At 72.2% G+C, this 15,590-nt stretch carries 14 protein-coding genes; 2 read left to right on the forward strand and 12 right to left on the reverse strand.

Annotated elements, in window-relative coordinates; translation table 11 throughout:
- Positions 1-11: 11 nt before the first annotated feature.
- The 9 genes from K5L01_RS10705 to K5L01_RS10745 all read right to left on the reverse strand — a co-directional run bounded on the left by K5L01_RS10705 (position 12) and on the right by K5L01_RS10745 (position 9,795).
- Entirely contained in the window at positions 12-1,019 is a 1,008-nt protein-coding gene (locus K5L01_RS10705) for a symmetrical bis(5'-nucleosyl)-tetraphosphatase (RefSeq protein ID WP_250064382.1), read from the reverse strand.
- On the reverse strand, positions 1,019-1,402 hold the full coding sequence (gene apaG, locus K5L01_RS10710) for a Co2+/Mg2+ efflux protein ApaG (protein ID WP_250064383.1): 384 nt from the start codon (positions 1,400-1,402) through the stop codon (positions 1,019-1,021). The genes K5L01_RS10705 and apaG overlap by 1 nt, the downstream gene beginning before the upstream one ends.
- Before the next feature lie 35 nt (positions 1,403-1,437).
- Positions 1,438-2,253, reverse strand: coding sequence for a 16S rRNA (adenine(1518)-N(6)/adenine(1519)-N(6))-dimethyltransferase RsmA (gene rsmA / locus K5L01_RS10715; RefSeq protein ID WP_250064384.1), 816 nt, complete (start codon positions 2,251-2,253; stop codon positions 1,438-1,440).
- On the reverse strand, positions 2,250-3,230 hold the full coding sequence (pdxA, locus tag K5L01_RS10720) for a 4-hydroxythreonine-4-phosphate dehydrogenase PdxA (RefSeq protein WP_250064385.1): 981 nt from the start codon (positions 3,228-3,230) through the stop codon (positions 2,250-2,252). Before pdxA ends, rsmA begins: the two co-directional genes overlap by 4 nt.
- Before the next feature lie 104 nt (positions 3,231-3,334).
- Positions 3,335-4,693 (reverse strand): peptidylprolyl isomerase, encoded by a 1,359-nt coding sequence (locus K5L01_RS10725; RefSeq protein ID WP_250064386.1) that lies wholly within the window; start codon positions 4,691-4,693, stop codon positions 3,335-3,337.
- Positions 4,690-7,134 carry an LPS-assembly protein LptD gene (gene lptD / locus K5L01_RS10730; protein ID WP_250064387.1) on the reverse strand — a complete coding sequence of 815 codons (2,445 nt, stop codon included), beginning with the start codon at positions 7,132-7,134 and terminating at the stop codon, positions 4,690-4,692. The genes K5L01_RS10725 and lptD overlap by 4 nt, the downstream gene beginning before the upstream one ends.
- Positions 7,135-7,223: 89 nt before the next feature.
- On the reverse strand, positions 7,224-8,153 hold the full coding sequence (locus K5L01_RS10735; RefSeq protein WP_250064388.1) for a histone deacetylase family protein: 930 nt from the start codon (positions 8,151-8,153) through the stop codon (positions 7,224-7,226).
- 489 nt (positions 8,154-8,642) lie between these two features.
- Entirely contained in the window at positions 8,643-9,197 is a 555-nt protein-coding gene (locus K5L01_RS10740; protein ID WP_250064389.1) for a cob(I)yrinic acid a,c-diamide adenosyltransferase, read from the reverse strand.
- A 16-nt stretch (positions 9,198-9,213) separates the two neighbouring features.
- Complete coding sequence (locus K5L01_RS10745) at positions 9,214-9,795, reverse strand: hypothetical protein (RefSeq protein ID WP_250064390.1); 582 nt, start codon at positions 9,793-9,795, stop codon at positions 9,214-9,216.
- A 108-nt stretch (positions 9,796-9,903) separates the two neighbouring features.
- Between K5L01_RS10745 and ubiH the strand changes: the two genes are divergently transcribed.
- Positions 9,904-11,115, forward strand: a complete 1,212-nt coding sequence (gene ubiH, locus K5L01_RS10750; RefSeq protein ID WP_250064391.1) for a 2-octaprenyl-6-methoxyphenyl hydroxylase — start codon at positions 9,904-9,906, stop codon at positions 11,113-11,115.
- The gene (locus K5L01_RS10755) at positions 11,112-12,290 is read left to right on the forward strand and encodes a UbiH/UbiF family hydroxylase (RefSeq protein ID WP_250064392.1); all 1,179 of its coding nucleotides are present in this window, start codon (positions 11,112-11,114) and stop codon (positions 12,288-12,290) included. Before ubiH ends, K5L01_RS10755 begins: the two co-directional genes overlap by 4 nt.
- A gap of 497 nt (positions 12,291-12,787) precedes the next feature.
- On the opposite strand, the gene K5L01_RS10760 is transcribed toward K5L01_RS10755, so the two are convergent.
- The 3 genes from K5L01_RS10760 to K5L01_RS10770 form a co-directional block, all read right to left on the reverse strand.
- Positions 12,788-13,162 carry an EF-hand domain-containing protein gene (locus tag K5L01_RS10760; RefSeq protein WP_250064609.1) on the reverse strand — a complete coding sequence of 125 codons (375 nt, stop codon included), beginning with the start codon at positions 13,160-13,162 and terminating at the stop codon, positions 12,788-12,790.
- A gap of 479 nt (positions 13,163-13,641) precedes the next feature.
- Positions 13,642-14,364 (reverse strand): hypothetical protein, encoded by a 723-nt coding sequence (locus tag K5L01_RS10765; RefSeq protein WP_250064393.1) that lies wholly within the window; start codon positions 14,362-14,364, stop codon positions 13,642-13,644.
- Between the two features lie 64 nt (positions 14,365-14,428).
- Positions 14,429-15,361, reverse strand: a complete 933-nt coding sequence (locus K5L01_RS10770) for an SMP-30/gluconolactonase/LRE family protein (protein ID WP_250064394.1) — start codon at positions 15,359-15,361, stop codon at positions 14,429-14,431.
- Between the last annotated feature and the right edge of the window lie 229 nt (positions 15,362-15,590).

A 15,590-nucleotide genomic window follows, 5' to 3' on the forward strand; every position in this document is an offset into this window, starting at 1 on the left:
GGCGCGGGGGATCACGGTGCAGGAGCGCCGTTGCCGCCCGGAGGACTTCCCGGTTTTCCATTGCCGCCGGCGTGTGCACGGTGCCGGCGATGCCGGCGGCGCGGTTCGCGGCGTTCGCCGGGGGCGTCCGGCGGCGCGTCGCTGCGGCGTCCGTCGGCGGGTGGTTTGCGTGCCGGCTTGCTGCCCGGGGCAGGGGCCGGCACATCGCGCCCGGGTACCTGCACCACCCGCAGTTCATCGCTGTCCAGCTGCAGGGCGGTGAGCTTGCCGCCCCAGACCGCGCCGGTGTCGATGGCGTGCACGCCCTGGGTGATGGTCAGGTCCAGCGCCGACCAGTGGCCGCAGACCATCTTCAGGTCGCGCTCGACCCGTCCCGGCACCTCGAACCAGGGGTACATGCCCTGTTGCTGGGTGCCCGGGGTGCCCTTCTCCTCCATGCCGATGCGCCCGCGCGGGGTGCAGTAGCGCATGCGGGTCAGGATGTTGATGATGGCGCGCGCGCGCTCGTGGCCGGTCAGGTTCGGTGCCCAGGTCGGGCCGTCGCCGTACATGTGGCGCAGCAGCTTGCGGTAGCCGTTGCCGCGCAGCTGCAGTTCGACCTCGCGGGCGTGCTTCTCGGCCAGCGCCACCGTCCAGCGTGGCGCGAGGCCGGCGTGGAACATCATCCAGCCCAGCGTGCGGTCGACATGCACCAGCTTCTGCTGGCGCAGCCAGTCCAGCAGCACGTCGCGGTCCTCGGCCAGCACCACGCGCTGCAGGTCGGGATTGACCTTGCGCTGTTCCTCTTCGCTGCGTGCGCCCACCGCCAGCAGCGACAGGTCGTGGTTGCCGAGCACCACTTCGCTGCTCCCGCGCAGTGAATGCACCAGCCGCAGGGTCTCCAGCGACTGGCCGCCGCGGTTGACCAGGTCGCCACAGAACCACAGCCGGTCGTTGGCCGGGTCGAAGTTGATCTTCTCCAGCAGCCGCTGGGTGATGTCGTAGCAGCCCTGCAGGTCGCCGATCGCCCAGGTCGCCATCAGTGCAGGGTCCTGGGGATGCGCAGCTCGAACGGCGCCACCGGCGCGGCGAACTCGGTGCCGTCGTCGGCCAGCATGTCGTAGTGGCCCTGCATGGTGCCGCGCTCGGTGCCGAGCATGACGCCGGAGGTGTAGCGGAACTCCTCGCCCGGCCGCAGCCGGGGCTGTTCGCCGACGACGCCGTCGCCGTCCACGTGCTCGGTACGGCCGTTGCCGTCGGTGATGCGCCAATGGCGGGCGATCAGCCGCGCCGGCACGGTGCCGCGGTTGTGGATGCGGATGGTGTAGGCGAACGCATAGCGCCCATCCTCGGGCGCCGATTGTTCATCGATGAAGCGAGGCGATACCTCGATCTCGATCGCGTAGTGGCGGGTGTCGTCCATGCGGGCAGTGTAAGCAAAAGCGGGTGGAACCGACGTCAGCCGGCGGTGGCGTTGGCCAGGGCGATGAAATCGACCACGTCCAGCTGCTCGGCGCGGGCGTCGCTGCGCACGCCCGCGGCGGCGAAGCCGGCCTCGTCGACCTTGCCGCTGAGCGCGTTGCGCAGGGTCTTGCGGCGCTGGCCGAACGCGGCCTTGACCAGCGCGGCGAAATGCACGGGATCGTCGATGCCGACCGTGGCCGGGTCGCGCGGGACCAGGCGCACCACCGCCGAATCGACCTTGGGCGGCGGCCGGAACGCGCCGGGCGGCACCACGAACAGCGCGCTGACCTCGCACCAGGCCTGCAGCATCACGCTGAGGCGGCCGTAGACCTTGTTGCCGGGCGCGGCGGCCATGCGGTCCACGACCTCCTTCTGCAGCATGAAGGTCATGTCCGAGATCGCCGGGGCATGCTCCAGGGCGTGGAACAGGATCGGCGAGGAGATGTTGTAGGGCAGGTTGCCGACCAGGCGGATCGGCGTGCCGCCGGCCAGCGCGGTGAAATCGACCTGCAGCACGTCGCGGTGGACGATGTTCAGTTCGCCCAGCGGCGCGGCCGCGGCGGTGAGCGGGGCGATCAGGTCACGGTCGAACTCGATCACCGTCAGCTGCGGGTGCCGGCGCAGCAGCGGAAAGGTGATCGCTCCCTGGCCGGGGCCGATCTCGACCAGCCGGTCGCCGGGCTTCGGGTTGACCGCGAGTACGATCTTCTCGACGTAGTGCGCGTCGGCCAGGAAGTGCTGGCCGAGCTGCTTCTTCGCCGGGGCGGTGAAACCGCTGCCGGCGCGCGGGGTGGGGGGATGGGCGCTCATGGGCGGATTTTACGGTGCGCGGCCAGCCGCGCGCACAGGGTCGCGGCGGCACGCAGGCTGGAAGGGTCGGCGGTACCGGTGCCGGCCAGGTCCAGGGCGGTGCCGTGGTCGACCGCCACGCGCGGATACGGCAGGCCGAGGGTGATGTTCACCGCCTGCTCGAAGCCGCTGTACTTGAGCACCGGCAGGCCCTGGTCGTGGTACATCGCCAGCACCGCGTCGAAACCGCGCAGCTTGGCCGGCAGGAAGGCGGTATCGGCCGGCAGCGGGCCGACCAGGTCCAGGCCCTCGCCGCGCAGCCGTTCGAGCAGGGGGATGACGACGTCCAGCTCCTCGCGGCCGAGGTGGCCGTCCTCGCCGGCGTGCGGGTTCAGGCCGAGCACGGCGATGCGCGGCCGGGGCAGGCCGAAATCGCGGGCCAGCGCGGCATGGGTGGTGGCGATGACCTGGCGCAGGCTGTCGGCGCTGAGGGCGTCGGCCACCTCGCGCAGCGGCAGGTGGGTGGTGGCCAGGGCGACACGCATGTGCCCGTTGGCCAGCATCATCACCACCTCCACGCCGGCCTGTCCGGCCAGCAGCTCGGTGGTGCCGCTGTAGGCGATGCCGCCGGCGTTGATCGCCGCCTTGTGCACCGGGCCGGTGACCACGCCGTCGAGTTCGCCGTCCAGGCAGGCCCGGCCCGCGCCGAGCAGTGCATCGATGACCATCCGTGCATTGCGCGGATCGGGCTGGCCGAAGCGGGTCGGTGCCGGGTTGTGCAGGGGCCGCAGCGGCAGGTCGCCCGGGGCGGTGGCCGGCGCATCCTCGGGCAGCAGGGTCAACGGCAGGCCGAGGGCGTCGGCCGCCGCACGCAGCACCTGCGGGTCGGCGAACGCCAGCAGCCGGCAGTCCTCGCGCGGCTGCTGGACCAGGTGGATGCAGAGCTCCGGGCCGATCCCGGCCGGTTCGCCGGGAACCAGCGCCAGCCGCGGGGTCACGGGCGGTTACCGGGAGAGCGGCACGCGCCGGCCCGCCCGGTGGCGGCCGCGGTCACGCCGGCGGCCGGCAGGGGCTGCCCATGGCCGATGGCGGGCATGAGCGGTCAGGGCGTGGTGGCGCCGTCCGCGTCCTGCGCGGGCTCGGCGGTGCCTTCGGCGCGGTCGCCGGTGCGGAAGCTGACATAGGCCTCGCCGCGCAGCTCCTGCAGGAAGCGGTTGTACTCGTCCTCCAGCTTGCGGCGGCCGATGGTCTCGCGGATCTGCGCGCGCTGGTTGTCGTCGGTCACGTCGGTCTGGCGGGTGGCCACGCGCTGCACGATGTGCCAGCCGGCGTCGGTCCGGAACGGGGCGCCGACGCCGCCGTCCTCGATGCTCTCGACCTGCCGGCCGAAATCCGGGCCGAAGGCATCGGCCGGGAACCAGCCGAGGTCGCCGCCCTGGCCGCGGCTGTTGGTGTCGTCGGAGGATTCCTTGGCCACGGCCTCGAAATCGGCGCCGCCGGCGATGCGCGCGCGCAGGGTCTCGATCCTGGCCTTGGCCGCGGCGTCGTCCACCTGGTCGGTCACCCGCACCAGGATGTGGCGGGCATGGTATTCGGTGACGGTATGGGTGTCGGCGCTGCCGTTGGCGTCGCGCACCTCGACCAGCTTGAGCAACTGGAAGCCGCTCGGGCCGCGGATCGGGCCGAGCACGTCGCCGGAGGCCATCGACTTGATCTGGTTGGAGAACGCATTGGGGATCTCGTCCACGCTGCGCCAGCCCAGGTCGCCGCCCTCCAGTGCATTGGGGCTGTCGGAATAGCGCACCGCGGCGGCCGCGAAGTCCAGCTCGCCCTTGTCGAGCAGGCCCTTGATGCCGTCGATCTTGCTCTGGCCGGTGGCGATCTGTTCGGCGGTGGCGCCATCGGGCAGCGCCACCAGGATGTGCGCCAGGTGGTACTGCATGCCGCCGGCGTTCTGCTGCGCCAGGGCCGCATCCACTTCGCCCTCGCTGACGCTGATGCGGCTCTGCGCGAAGCTCTGGCGCAGGCGCTGGGTGACGATCTCCTCGCGCACCGAGTTGCGGAAGTCCTCGTAGCCGATGCCGTCGGCGGCCAGGCGCTGGCGCAGCCCGTCGACGTCGGTGCCGTTCTGCTGGGCGATGCTGGCCACGGCGTGGTTCAGCTCCTCGCCGCCGACGCGGATGCCGCTGCCCTCGGCGCGGGCCACCTGCAGCTTGACCAGCACCAGGCGCTCGAGCACCTGGCGTTCCAGCACGCCTTCGGGCGGCAGCTGGTGCTCGCGGCCGACGTACTGGGCACGGATGTTGTTGACCGCGCGCTGCAGTTCGCTCTGCAGGATCACGTCCTCGTCGACGATGGCGGCGATACGGTCCAGCGGCTGCGTCTGCTGCGCGGCGACCGGCGCGGACACGGCGGCGAACGCCAGCAGGGTGGCGAGGACGGCAGGTAGGGTCTTGGTCATGGGATCAGGTTCGGATCGTAGTCGTCCTCGTTCGCCTCGATGTTGCTCGGCGGGACGAGGTACAGGTCGTCTCGGTTGTAGCCGAGAATAGCACGGCGCAAGGTGCGGTCCGTGTCCTGGCCGAGCGAGCTCAGGCCCTTGAGCACGAACTCGAGCTGGAACGAATTGTTCATGTCGCCCTCGCGGTTGCGCACATAGCGGCGGGCCAGTGCCCGCACCGCCAGGCAGCAGCTGTCCCACTGCACGCCGCCGATGATCTCCAGCGGCTTGTGGTCCAGCATCGAGTAGTAGTACCGGCCGACCAGGCTCCAGCGCGGGTTGATCGGGTACAGGAACGACAGGTCGGCCTGCCGCAGCTGGTCGGCGTTGGTGCTGGGGTTGCGGCGGTAGCGGTAGGCGAGGTTGACCACCCCGTCCTCCGGCAGCAGGTAGCGGGCGCGGACGCTGGCCAGGTCTTCCTTGCGGTACTTCGGGTTCCACTGGTAGGTGCTGCCCAGGGTCCAGCGGTCGTTGAGTGCCCAGTTGACGTCCGCCACCCAGGCCGACTTGCCCTGCTGGACGATCGGCTCGTTGGCGTTGGTGTAGTCGAGGCGGGCCCGGGAGTCCTCGAAATAGGTGATCTGGCCGATGCTGGCGGACAGCTTTTCGCGGCCGTCGTCCTGGCGGATCAGGCGCGTGGTCACCGCGGTGGTCAGCTGGTTGGCGTCGTTCTGGCGGTCGGCGCCGGTGAAGCGGGAGTCGCGGAACAGCTGGCCCCAGCTGAAGGTGAAGGCGCGGGTGTCGAACAGCGGCAGGTCGCTCTGGTCGCGGTAGGGCGTGTTCAGGTAGAACAGGCGTGGTTCCAGCGTGTGCAGGTAGGCGGTGTCGCCGATCTGCGTCTCACGGTCGAAGTACACGCCCATGTCCAGGCTGGCGATGGGCAGGCTGCGGTGCGGCGAGGTGTTCCCGCGCAGCTGCTCGGGCGTGGCGGTGGCGGGGTTGATCCCGGCCGCCTGCAGCTGCTTCCTGCGCAGGTCGTCGGCCAGCTCGCGCTCCAGCTCGTAGGCGGTGTAGCGCCAGGCCAGGGTCGGGGTGATGTACCAGGCGGCGCCGGCCAGCGGCATCGACACATAGGGCTTGATGTCCAGGCGCGAGCCCCCGTACATCCGTTCCAGCTTGCCGGTGCGCTCGTACTCGCCCTCGGCGTTGCGGCGCTTCAGGTGGATGTCGTCGTGGGTGAAGCGGACCGCTTCGGCGTAGACCCCCGCTTCGAACCAGCGGCCGAAGCTGTCGTCCCAGGTGCCGAACAGGCGCGGCTGGCGGTTGTAGGGCAGGGCGCGCTCGGTCAGCGTGTAGTCGGTCAGCTGCCAGCGGTCGGCCATCAGCCCGGCGGTCCAGGTGCGGCCGGTGCCGTAGAGGCCGACGGTGCTCTGCAGGTTGGAGGCGGTGACCCCGATCAGGCGGTTGGCGAAGTCCTCCATGTAGCGTTCGTCGCTGACCCAGGACAGGTTCGCGCGCGCTTGCCAGTGGCGGTCGAGGTTGTGGTAGCCGCGGTACTGGAGCTTGCCGCGCTCGCGGTCGCGCAGCGAGTCGCTCGGCATCCACGCCGTGTCCAGCTGCCCGCGGCCGCCGCCATAGAGGTAGCGGAATTCGTTGCTCAGCATCAACCCGCGCTCGCTCATCCAGCGCGGCGTCAGGGTGTCGTCGTAGTTCGGCGCCAGGTTGAAGTAGATCGGCTGGCCATAATCGAAGCCGTTGCGCCCGGACAGGCTCAGCTTGGGGTAGAGCAGGCCGGTCATGCGCCGGTCGTCGATCGGGAACTTGAACCAGGGCATGTACATCACCGGCACGCTGCCCACGCGCAGCACCGCGTTGCGCGCGGTGCCGAAGCCTTCCTCGTTGTCCACCTCGATCTGCGGCGCCGACAGCTTCCACACCGGCTGCGAGGGGGCGCAGGTGGTGTAGGTGGAGCGGTGCATCTGCCCGACCGAGCCCTGCAGGTCGATCGAGTCCGCACTGCCATTGCCGCGCCGTGACACCAGCTGGTAATGGATGTCGCTGATCTTGTGGCTGTCGGTTTCCTGGTTGCCCTCGGCACGGCGTGCGGTCAGTCGGATCGACGAGTCGGAATAGCGGATGTTGCCCTCGGCGATGTAGTTGCCGGTCTCGGTATCGAAACGCAGGCTGTCGGTGCCCATGAACTGGTCGCCGCGCTTGAGCGCCACGTTGCCCTCGTACTGCGGCACGGTGGTGGTGCCGGAGAGCTGGTTGCCCTCGATGTCGGTGGGGAGCTGGTCGCGGGCGGCGGCGGCGGTGGGATCGGCCTGGGGGGCCTCGTCGAACGCCGGCAGGGCGTCGGTGGCCGGGCACAGGTTCCAGTTCACCGGCTTCTCGCTGGCCATCGCCGGCAGGCAGATGGCGACGCTCAAGGGCAGGGGCAGCAGGCGGAGGGCTCGGCGCACGCGGATGGGTTTCGGGGAAAAACGGCCGCTAGCTTGCCGCATCGACCGCATGGGGGCAATGAAGGGCGCCGGTACGCGGGGGCCGGGGTTCATGCATCGGCCGCCGCCGTGCGCAGGGCCCGTACATGGGCGACGCTGCATTCGGCCAGCGCCTGCAGGTCGTAGCCGCCCTCGAGCAGGGAGACCAGGCGGCCGTCGGCATGGCGGTCGGCCAGCGCGGCCAGTTCCGCGGTCAGCCAGCCGAAATCCTCGGTTTCCACCATGAGGTCGGCCTGGGGATCGCGCATGTGGGCGTCGAAGCCCGCCGAGACCAGCAGCAGCTGCGGCCGGAAGGCGTCGACCAGGGGCAGCAGGTCGTCGGCCCAGGTGTTGCGGAACCGGAACCCGCCGCTGCCGGGCGGCAGCAGGATGTTGCAGATGTTGCCGGCCCCGCGCTCGCGCATGCTGCCCGAGTAGGGGAACAGGTCTGACTGGTGGCTGCTGCAGTAGGCCACGCGGGGGTCGTTCTCGAAGATCGCCTGGGTGCCGTTGCCGTGGTGCACGTCGAAATCGACGATGGCGATCCGCTCCAGGCCATGGCAGTCGCGGGCATAGGCGGCCGCCACGGCCACGTTGTTGAACAGGCAGAAGCCCATCGCCGCCTCGGCGGTGGCGTGGTGGCCCGGGGGGCGCACCGCGCAGAAGGCCCGGCGCCGGGGGCCCTGCATCACCGCATCGACCGCGGCGACGCCGGCCCCGGCGGCGTGCAGCGCGGCGCTGGCCGAACCCGGCGAGGTGAAGGTGTCCGGGTCGATCTGGCGCAAGGGGGCGGTCTGCGCCTGCAGCACGCTGTCGATCAGTTCGCGGGTGTGCACGCGGGCCAGTTCACCGAGCTTGGCGGTCGGTGCCTCGCGCCACGCCAACCCGTCCGGGAAGGCATCGCGCAGGGCCGCGAGCACCGTCTGCAGCCGCTCCGGCGATTCGGGATGGCCGGGGCCGGGATCATGGTCCAGGCAGGCCGGATGGGTGAAGACGAGCATGGTCGCCACTGTAACCGAAGCCCGGGCACCCCCCGCGCCGGGGTGTCGCTAGCGTCGTGCCTGGCCGGGAAGGCTTCAGCGGGGCGGGGCCCCGCTCTACGGGAAAGGTGGGATACGGCAGCACTGTAGCGCCGGGCCATGCCCGGCGGGGCTTTGTCGGGAAGGCTCCAGCGGGGCGGGGCCCCGCTCTACAGGAAAGGTGGGATACGGCAGCGCCGTAGCGCCGGGCCATGCCCGGCGGGGCTTTGTCGGGAAGGCTTCAGCGGGGCGGGGCCCCGCTCTACGGGAAAGGTGGGTACGGCAGCGCTGTAGCGCCGGGCCATGCCCGGCCGGGCTTTGTCGGGAAGGCTCCAGCGGGGCGGGGCCCCGCTCTACGGGAAAGGTGGGATACGGCAGCACTGTAGCGCCCGGCCATGCCCGGCCGGGCATGGCCGGGAAGGCGACAGCGGGGCATGGCCCCGCTCTACGGGAACGGTGGGCTGCCGCGGCTCATGCGTGCCGGCGCGCGTGGTCCCACAGCACTTCGCCGTGGCCGTCGGCGCGGGCCAGTACCCGTGCCAGCACGAACAGCAGGTCGGACAGGCGGTTCAGGTAGCGGAGGGCCTCGCCGCGCACGCTCTCGCTGCGTGACAGGGCCACGGTCTCGCGTTCGGCACGGCGGACGATGGTGCGTGCCAGGTGGCAGCGCGCGGCCGCTTCGCCGCCGCCCGGCAGGATGAAGTCCTTCAAGGGCGGGAGGCTGTCGTTGTAATGGTCCAGGTGCCGTTCCAGGGCGTCGATGTCGGCGGCCTGGATGGCGGCATGCCCGGGAATGCACAGTTCGCCGCCGAGGTCGAACAGCTGGTGCTGGAGGGTGGTCAGCAGGGCGCGCACGGGCTCGGGCAGGGGCGCCGCCAGCAGCACGCCGATGGCCGAGTTGGCTTCATCGACCGTGCCGTAGGCCGTGACCCGCAGCGCATCCTTGCCGGTGCGGCTGCCGTCGCCCAGGCCGGTGCTGCCGTCGTCGCCGGTACGGGTGTAGATGCGGGACAGCCGGTTGCCCATGGTGCGGCGCCCGGGCTCAGTGGGCGATGCGGCCGTGGGCCGGCTGGCGCGCCAGCGCCTCGGCGGCGGCCTGGGCCAGTGCGGCGGCGCCGGCGTACAGCGCGGCGGTCCGCAGGTACGGCAGCAGCCAGTCGCTGTAGTTCTTGAGCCAGCCGGCGAGGGTCGGCTCGGCGACGGCATCGGTGGTCCAGTAGAAGCCGCCCTGGGCGATCAGGTGGCAGAGCGCGACGGCGCCGACCAGCAGCGCGGCGAACCGGCCCAGCGCCGGCCAGCCGGCGCCGGCATATCCGCGGCGCAGCAGCATGCCGCCCGCCCACATCGCGAAGTAGGCCGGCACCAGGGCCCAGTAGCCTGGCGAGACACAGTAGTGGCCCCAGAAGTCCATGCCCTGGCGGCTGATCACCGCCCAGTCGATGGCGACCGCCAGCGCCATCAGCAGCGGGAACGCCCAGCGGGTCCAGCCGCGCAGGTGGAAACCGCCGATGAAGAACACCGCCCAGGATGCGTCCGGGACCGGCACGAAGTGGTTGATGCGGGTGCCGGCCATCAGCAGCACCAGCAGGGACAGGACGAACGCGCGTTGGACGTTGGCGGTCATGGCGGTGGAAGTCCAGCGGAACCCGGGGGCCATTCTAGCCACAGACGCGGAGCGGAGCCCCGGGGCGGCACTGCGCGCCGCGCGTGGCGGACCCTTTATCATGGCGGCATGAGCGACCTTCATGATGTGGTGATCGTCGGTGGCGGGCTGGTCGGTGCCAGCCTGGCCATCGCGCTGGACCGGCTGGGACTGGACGTGGGGCTGGTGGAGGCCACACCGGCCGGCGAGCTGCCGGCGGTGTTCGATCAGCGCAACCTCAGCTTCGCCGCGGCCACGGTCAACGCGCTCACCGCACTGGGCGTGATGCAGCGGCTGGAAGGGCCGCCGGGGCCGATCCGCCGTATCCATGTCAGCCGCGCCGGCGATTTTGGCCGCGTGCTGCTGGAGGCGGGCGACTACGGCCGCGAGGAATTCGGCCAGGTGGTGGTGGCGCGCGATTTCGGCCGCGCGCTGGAGGCACGGCTCGGCGACCTGGCGCACCTGAGCCGCTACCGCCCGGCGACATTCGTCGGGCTGGGCGAGTGCGCCGACGGCCGCCGCGAGGTACGGATCGCCGACGCGGCGGGCGAGCGTCGGTTGCGCGCACGGCTGGTGGTCGGCGCCGACGGCACCCGCAGCGCGGTGCGGCAGGCGCTGGGCATCGCGGCCCGCGAGTACGACTACCTGCAGACCCTGTTCGTGGCGCGGCTGCGCGCGGCCAAGGCTCCGGACGGCACCGCCTGGGAGCGCTTCACCGACACCGGCCCGACCGCCCTGCTGCCGCGCGGCGACCGCCATTACGGCGTGGTGCATGGCGTGGCCCGCGACGCTGCCGAGGCGGTGATGGCGCTGGACGACGCGGACTGGCTGGAGCGGCTGCAGGCCGCGGCCGGCTGGCGTGCCGGGCGGCTGCTGGAAAGCGGCCCGCGCAGCGCCTATCCACTGATCCAGGTGCTGGCGCAGCAGTTGGTCGGCGCGCGCGCGCTGCTGCTGGGCAACGCCGCGCAGACCATCCACCCGCTGGGGGCGCAGGGCTTCAACCTGGGCCTGCGCGACGCCTTGACCCTGGCCGAGTTGATCGGCGATGCCGCGCAGGATCCCGGGGCCGACGACCTGCTGCGGGCCTATGGTCAGCGCCGCGGCCCCGACCGCGAGCAGACCCTGGCCTTCTCCGACGGCCTGGCGCGCTTGACCGGCAACGCGGCGCCGCTGCTGCGGCCGCTGCGCAGCCTGGGCCTGGTGGCCGCCGCACAGGCGGCCCCGCTGCAGTCCTTCCTGGTCGGTGGCGCGATGGGATTCCGCGGGCAGGTGCCCGAGCTGTGCAGGAGCGCGGTGCAATGAGCCGGCGTGGACGCCTGGATGTGGCCGTGGTCGGCGGTGGCGTGGTCGGCACCGCCTGTGCGCTGGCGCTGGCCGGCGAGGGCCTGCAGGTGGCGCTGGTGGAAGGCCGCGAGCCCGCGCCGTGGTCGGCGCAGCGGCCGGACCTGCGGGTGTTCGCCTTCGCCCACGACAACGCGGCGCTGCTGGAAGCGCTGGGCGTGTGGCCGCAGGTGACGCAGGCGCGGGCGCACCCCTACCTGCGCATGCGGGTGTGGGATGCGGCCGGTGGCGGCGAGCTGGCCTTCGACGCCGATGCGCTGGGGCGCCGCGAACTGGGCTGGATCGTCGAGAACGGCCTGCTGGTGGACCGGCTGTGGTCGGCGCTGCCGGCCGCCGGCGTGCAGCTGCACTGCCCGGCGCGGGTCGAGTCGATGGAGCAGGACGGGGAGGGCGTGCGCCTGCGGCTGGACGATGGGCGCCGCGTGGACGCGGCCGTGGCCATCGCCGCCGATGGCGCCGAGTCCACCCTGCGGACCCTGGCCGGACTGGCCGTGGCACGCCACGACTATGGCCAGCGCGGCGTGGTCGGGTATGTCGACAGCGAACGCCCGAACGAGGCCACCGCCTGGCAGCGCTTCCTCGATACCGGCCCGCTGGCGGTGCTGCCGGTGGCGCGCCACCGCAGCTCCATCGTCTGGAGCCTGCCCGACGCCGAGGCCGAACGGGTGCTGGCGCTGGACGACGAAGCCTTCGGCCGCGAACTGACCGGGGCCTTCGCCGGGCGGTTGGGGGCGATGCGTGCGGCCTCGCCGCGCGCGGCCTTCCCGCTGCGCCGGCAACTGGCGAGCGACTATGTCGCCGGCCGCGTGCTGGTGCTGGGCGACGCCGCGCACGTGGTGCACCCGCTGGCCGGGCAGGGCGTCAACCTGGGCCTGCGCGACGTCGCCGGACTGTGCGCGCTGGTGCGTGACGCACGGCAGCGCCGCGTGGACTGGGCCACGGACCACCGCCTGCGCCGCTGGGCGCGGGTGCGCCGCAGCGAGAACACCGTGGCGGCCTACGGGTTCGACGCGATCAACAAGGTGTTCTCCAACGACGAGATGCACCTGACCCTGGCACGCGGCACGCTGCTTGGTCTGGCCGGGCGCATGCCGCCACTGCTGTCGCTGTTCTGGAGGCGCGCCTCGGGACTGTAGCGCTGCGGGCGCCGCCGGCGGAGGATGCGCGCCGGCGGGCCTGACCGGTGATGCCCCAGCGGGGCGTGGCCCCGCTCTACAGGAGGCAGGTTGCGGCGATCGTGTAGCGCCGGGCCGTGCCCGGCGGGCATGGCCGGTAATGCTCCAGCGGGGCGTGGCCCCGCTCTACAGGGGCGGGCCGCGGCGATCGTGCAGCGCCGGGCCGTGCCCGGCGGGCCTGGCCGGTAATGCTCCAGCGGGGCGTGGCCCCGCTCTACAGGGGCGGGCCGCGGCGATCGTGCAGTGCCGGGCCGTGCCCGGCGGGCTTGTCCGGGAATGCCCCAGCGGGGCGTGGCCCCGCTCTACAGGGGCGGGTCGCGGGGATCGTGTAGCGCCGGGCCGTGCCCGGCGGGGCCTGGCGGGTAATGCTCCAGCGGGGCGTGGCCCCGCTCTACAGGAGGCAGGTTGCGGCGATCGTGCAGCGCCGGGCCGTGGCCGCGGTGGAGCGCTGTCCGCGGTTACCGCCGCAGCCAGCCGGCCAGTTGTTCGCGGCTGAGCTTGCCGCGGCGGGCGGTGTCCAGGGCGTTGAATTCATCGGCGAGGGCGGGGTTGGCCTGGGCTTCGGCGCGGCTGATGAAGCCGTCGCCGTCCGTGTCCAGGGCGTCGAAATCGATGCGGTAGTCGCCGAGCACGCTGTCCGGCTGGATCGAGCGCACGGTGACCGCGGCCTGTCCGGGCTCGGCCGGCAGCTGGACCTGGCGGGTGACGGCGCCGCTGGCCAGCGGCTGGGCGCGCACGTTGACCGGGGGCGCCGGTAGGGGCGCGGTGACGGCGGTGTCGCGGGGCGCGTTCTGTGCCTGGGACGGCGGCGCCGGCAGGGCGGCCAGCAGCAGGGTGATGATGGGCAGGCAGGAACGGATCACGGCAACCTCTCATGACGGACGGCGGGGTGCCGCCTGCTGGCCCGCCGGGCTCCTGCTTCCCCGGTCTTCCCACCGCCCCTTGCTTGGGCGGGCGGTGGCGGGCGGTCGCATCGAACGCCCGCCCGGACATGGGGCCGGCCTTGGCGCCTCGTGGTCGCGGTCCAGCATGGCGGAGTCGACAGGATAGCCGTCGCGGACCGACCCGGGTTCCCGGAGCCGCCGCGACCGGTCTGCGCCCGTCGGCACGGATGCGCTTGCCGGGTTGCCCCGCCCGGTTGCGGAATGCCGGTGCGGCGCACCGCAGGCGGCCGTGAAACGGTGGCCGGGCGCGGTGGATCGGAGGAGCCATGCGCGCGTTGCTGTTCCCGCTGCTGTCGAGCGGGCCGCAAGAGCGCGTGCAGTTCCGCTGGCTGTCACTGCCGGTTCAGGGCGGCAACGCACCTGCCGGTTCAATCCGGGATGAAGGGGAACGCGAGTTTCAGCAGGCCCTTCAGGCCGCCTTCGACGCTGGAGGCCACCGCCTTCGCGCCGAGGCTGTTCAGGGCCGGGCGCACATCGCGCCAGCGCAGCCGGGCGATGTCCTTCTTCAGCAGGTCGGCCACTTCCTCGGAGGCCGGGGCCAGTGCCTCCAGCACCGCCAGCGTGGCCTGCGGGTCGGGTTGCAGGTAGCCCCAGCGCTCGGCGATCTTCAGCAGCGTGTCGAACCGCACGGCGACCACCTCGCGGTTGCGTTCGTAGACCGGCAGCGCGCCGACCTCGACGAGCGCCTGCTCGAAGCGCTGGGCATCGTCGGGGTGCTCGATGCGGATGGCGAGGAACCCCTCCTTGCGGCTGCGCTGGCTCACGTGCCGGGCGCCCGAGCGCAGGTTGTCCTCGGTCAGGGCGGCGGCGACGATGCGCTGCAGGGCGGCGTCGCCTTCTTCCGGCACCAGCGCGCGCCAGCGGGCGTAGCCGTCGCGGCGCAGGCCTTTCACCTTGGCCGGGGTCACCCGCAGCTTCAGCGCCACCGCGGCGTTGGACTCGCTGCGGCCGATGGCGCCGTCGCGTTCGAGCAGCATGAAGATCAGCAGCTCCAGGTCGCGCTTGGTCAGCGACTGGAAGCCCTGCAGCAGGGTCTGGTGCAGGAACGCGGTGCCGAAACCGGCCGGATCGTTCAGTTCGATGGCGTGCATGGCAGTCCTCCCGGGCCGTCCAGGATGCCCGAACGCGGTTGCGCCGGATGAGACGCGGCGCGCCTCAGTCAGCGTGCACGGCGCGGTGCCCGTACTCGCGGCCGGGGCGGTCGGCGCGGAAGGTCTCCACGGCGCCACGGTCCTGCAGGGTCACGAACACCTGCCGGCCATCGGCGCCACCGAAGGCCACGTTGGTCGGCTTGCGGCCCTTGAGCGGCACCTCGCGCAGCAGCGCGCCGGCAGGCGAGACGACGGCGACCACGCCGGCGTCGTAGCGGGCGATGTACAGGTTGCCGTCGGCGTCGCAGCGCATGCCGTCCATGCCATGGTCGTCGAAGCGGATCAGCAGGCGCTTGTTGGACAGTGCGCCCGCGGCATCCCGGTCGTAGACCCAGACGTTGCGCTGCACGCTCTCGTTCACGTACAGCCGGCGGCCATCGGGGCTGACCTCGATGCCGTTGGTGGTGCCCATGCCGGATTCCAGCAGGTGCGCGCGGCCGTCGCGGTCGATGCGCCACAGCTGGCCGTTGTCCACGTTGTTCCAGTCCGGGTCGCTGGCGTAGAGGGTGCCGTCGGGTGCCTGGGCGATGTCGTTGGGCTGGTGGGCGCCGGGCAGGTGCGCGAACACCGACACCGCGCGCGTGGTCGGGTCGATGCGCAGGATGGTGTGGCCGGGGTAGTCGGCCACGCGCATCGTGCCGTCGCCGGCGAAGCGGATGCCGTTGCCGATGCGGCCTTCGGGCAGGGTGACGAACAGCTCGGCGCTGCCGTCCGCGGTGACGCGGCCGATGGTGCCGTCCCGGCCGAAGTTGGCCACGTACAGCGCACCGTCCGGGCCGCTGGCCGGGCCTTCGATGCCGGCGCTGAACACGCCGTCGCCGACATGGTCGCGGACGATGAAATCGGGCGTGGCGGCGACGGTGCCGCACAGCGCCAGGCACAACGCGGTGGCGGCGAGGCGCAACAGGAGATGACGGACGATGGCGGCGCGCTCCATGCGGGAAAGGTCCGCAGTGTGCCAGAGCCGTGCCGTGGAAGCGGCGGGTGGTTGCGCGGGCAACGACACATTCGGCCGGTGCGGGGCGTGCCCGGCACGGAGGACGAATCCCTTCCCGTTGCGGGGCGCGGGGGCATGGCCTGCGCACCACGGGTACGCGTGACCCGGCGCATCCCCGCCGCTGGCAGGGGCCGGACGCGCTGTCCGCAGCCCGGCCAGGGGCGGCGCG

The organism is Stenotrophomonas mori, from assembly GCF_023556335.1.
Lineage (GTDB): Bacteria > Pseudomonadota > Gammaproteobacteria > Xanthomonadales > Xanthomonadaceae > Stenotrophomonas > Stenotrophomonas mori.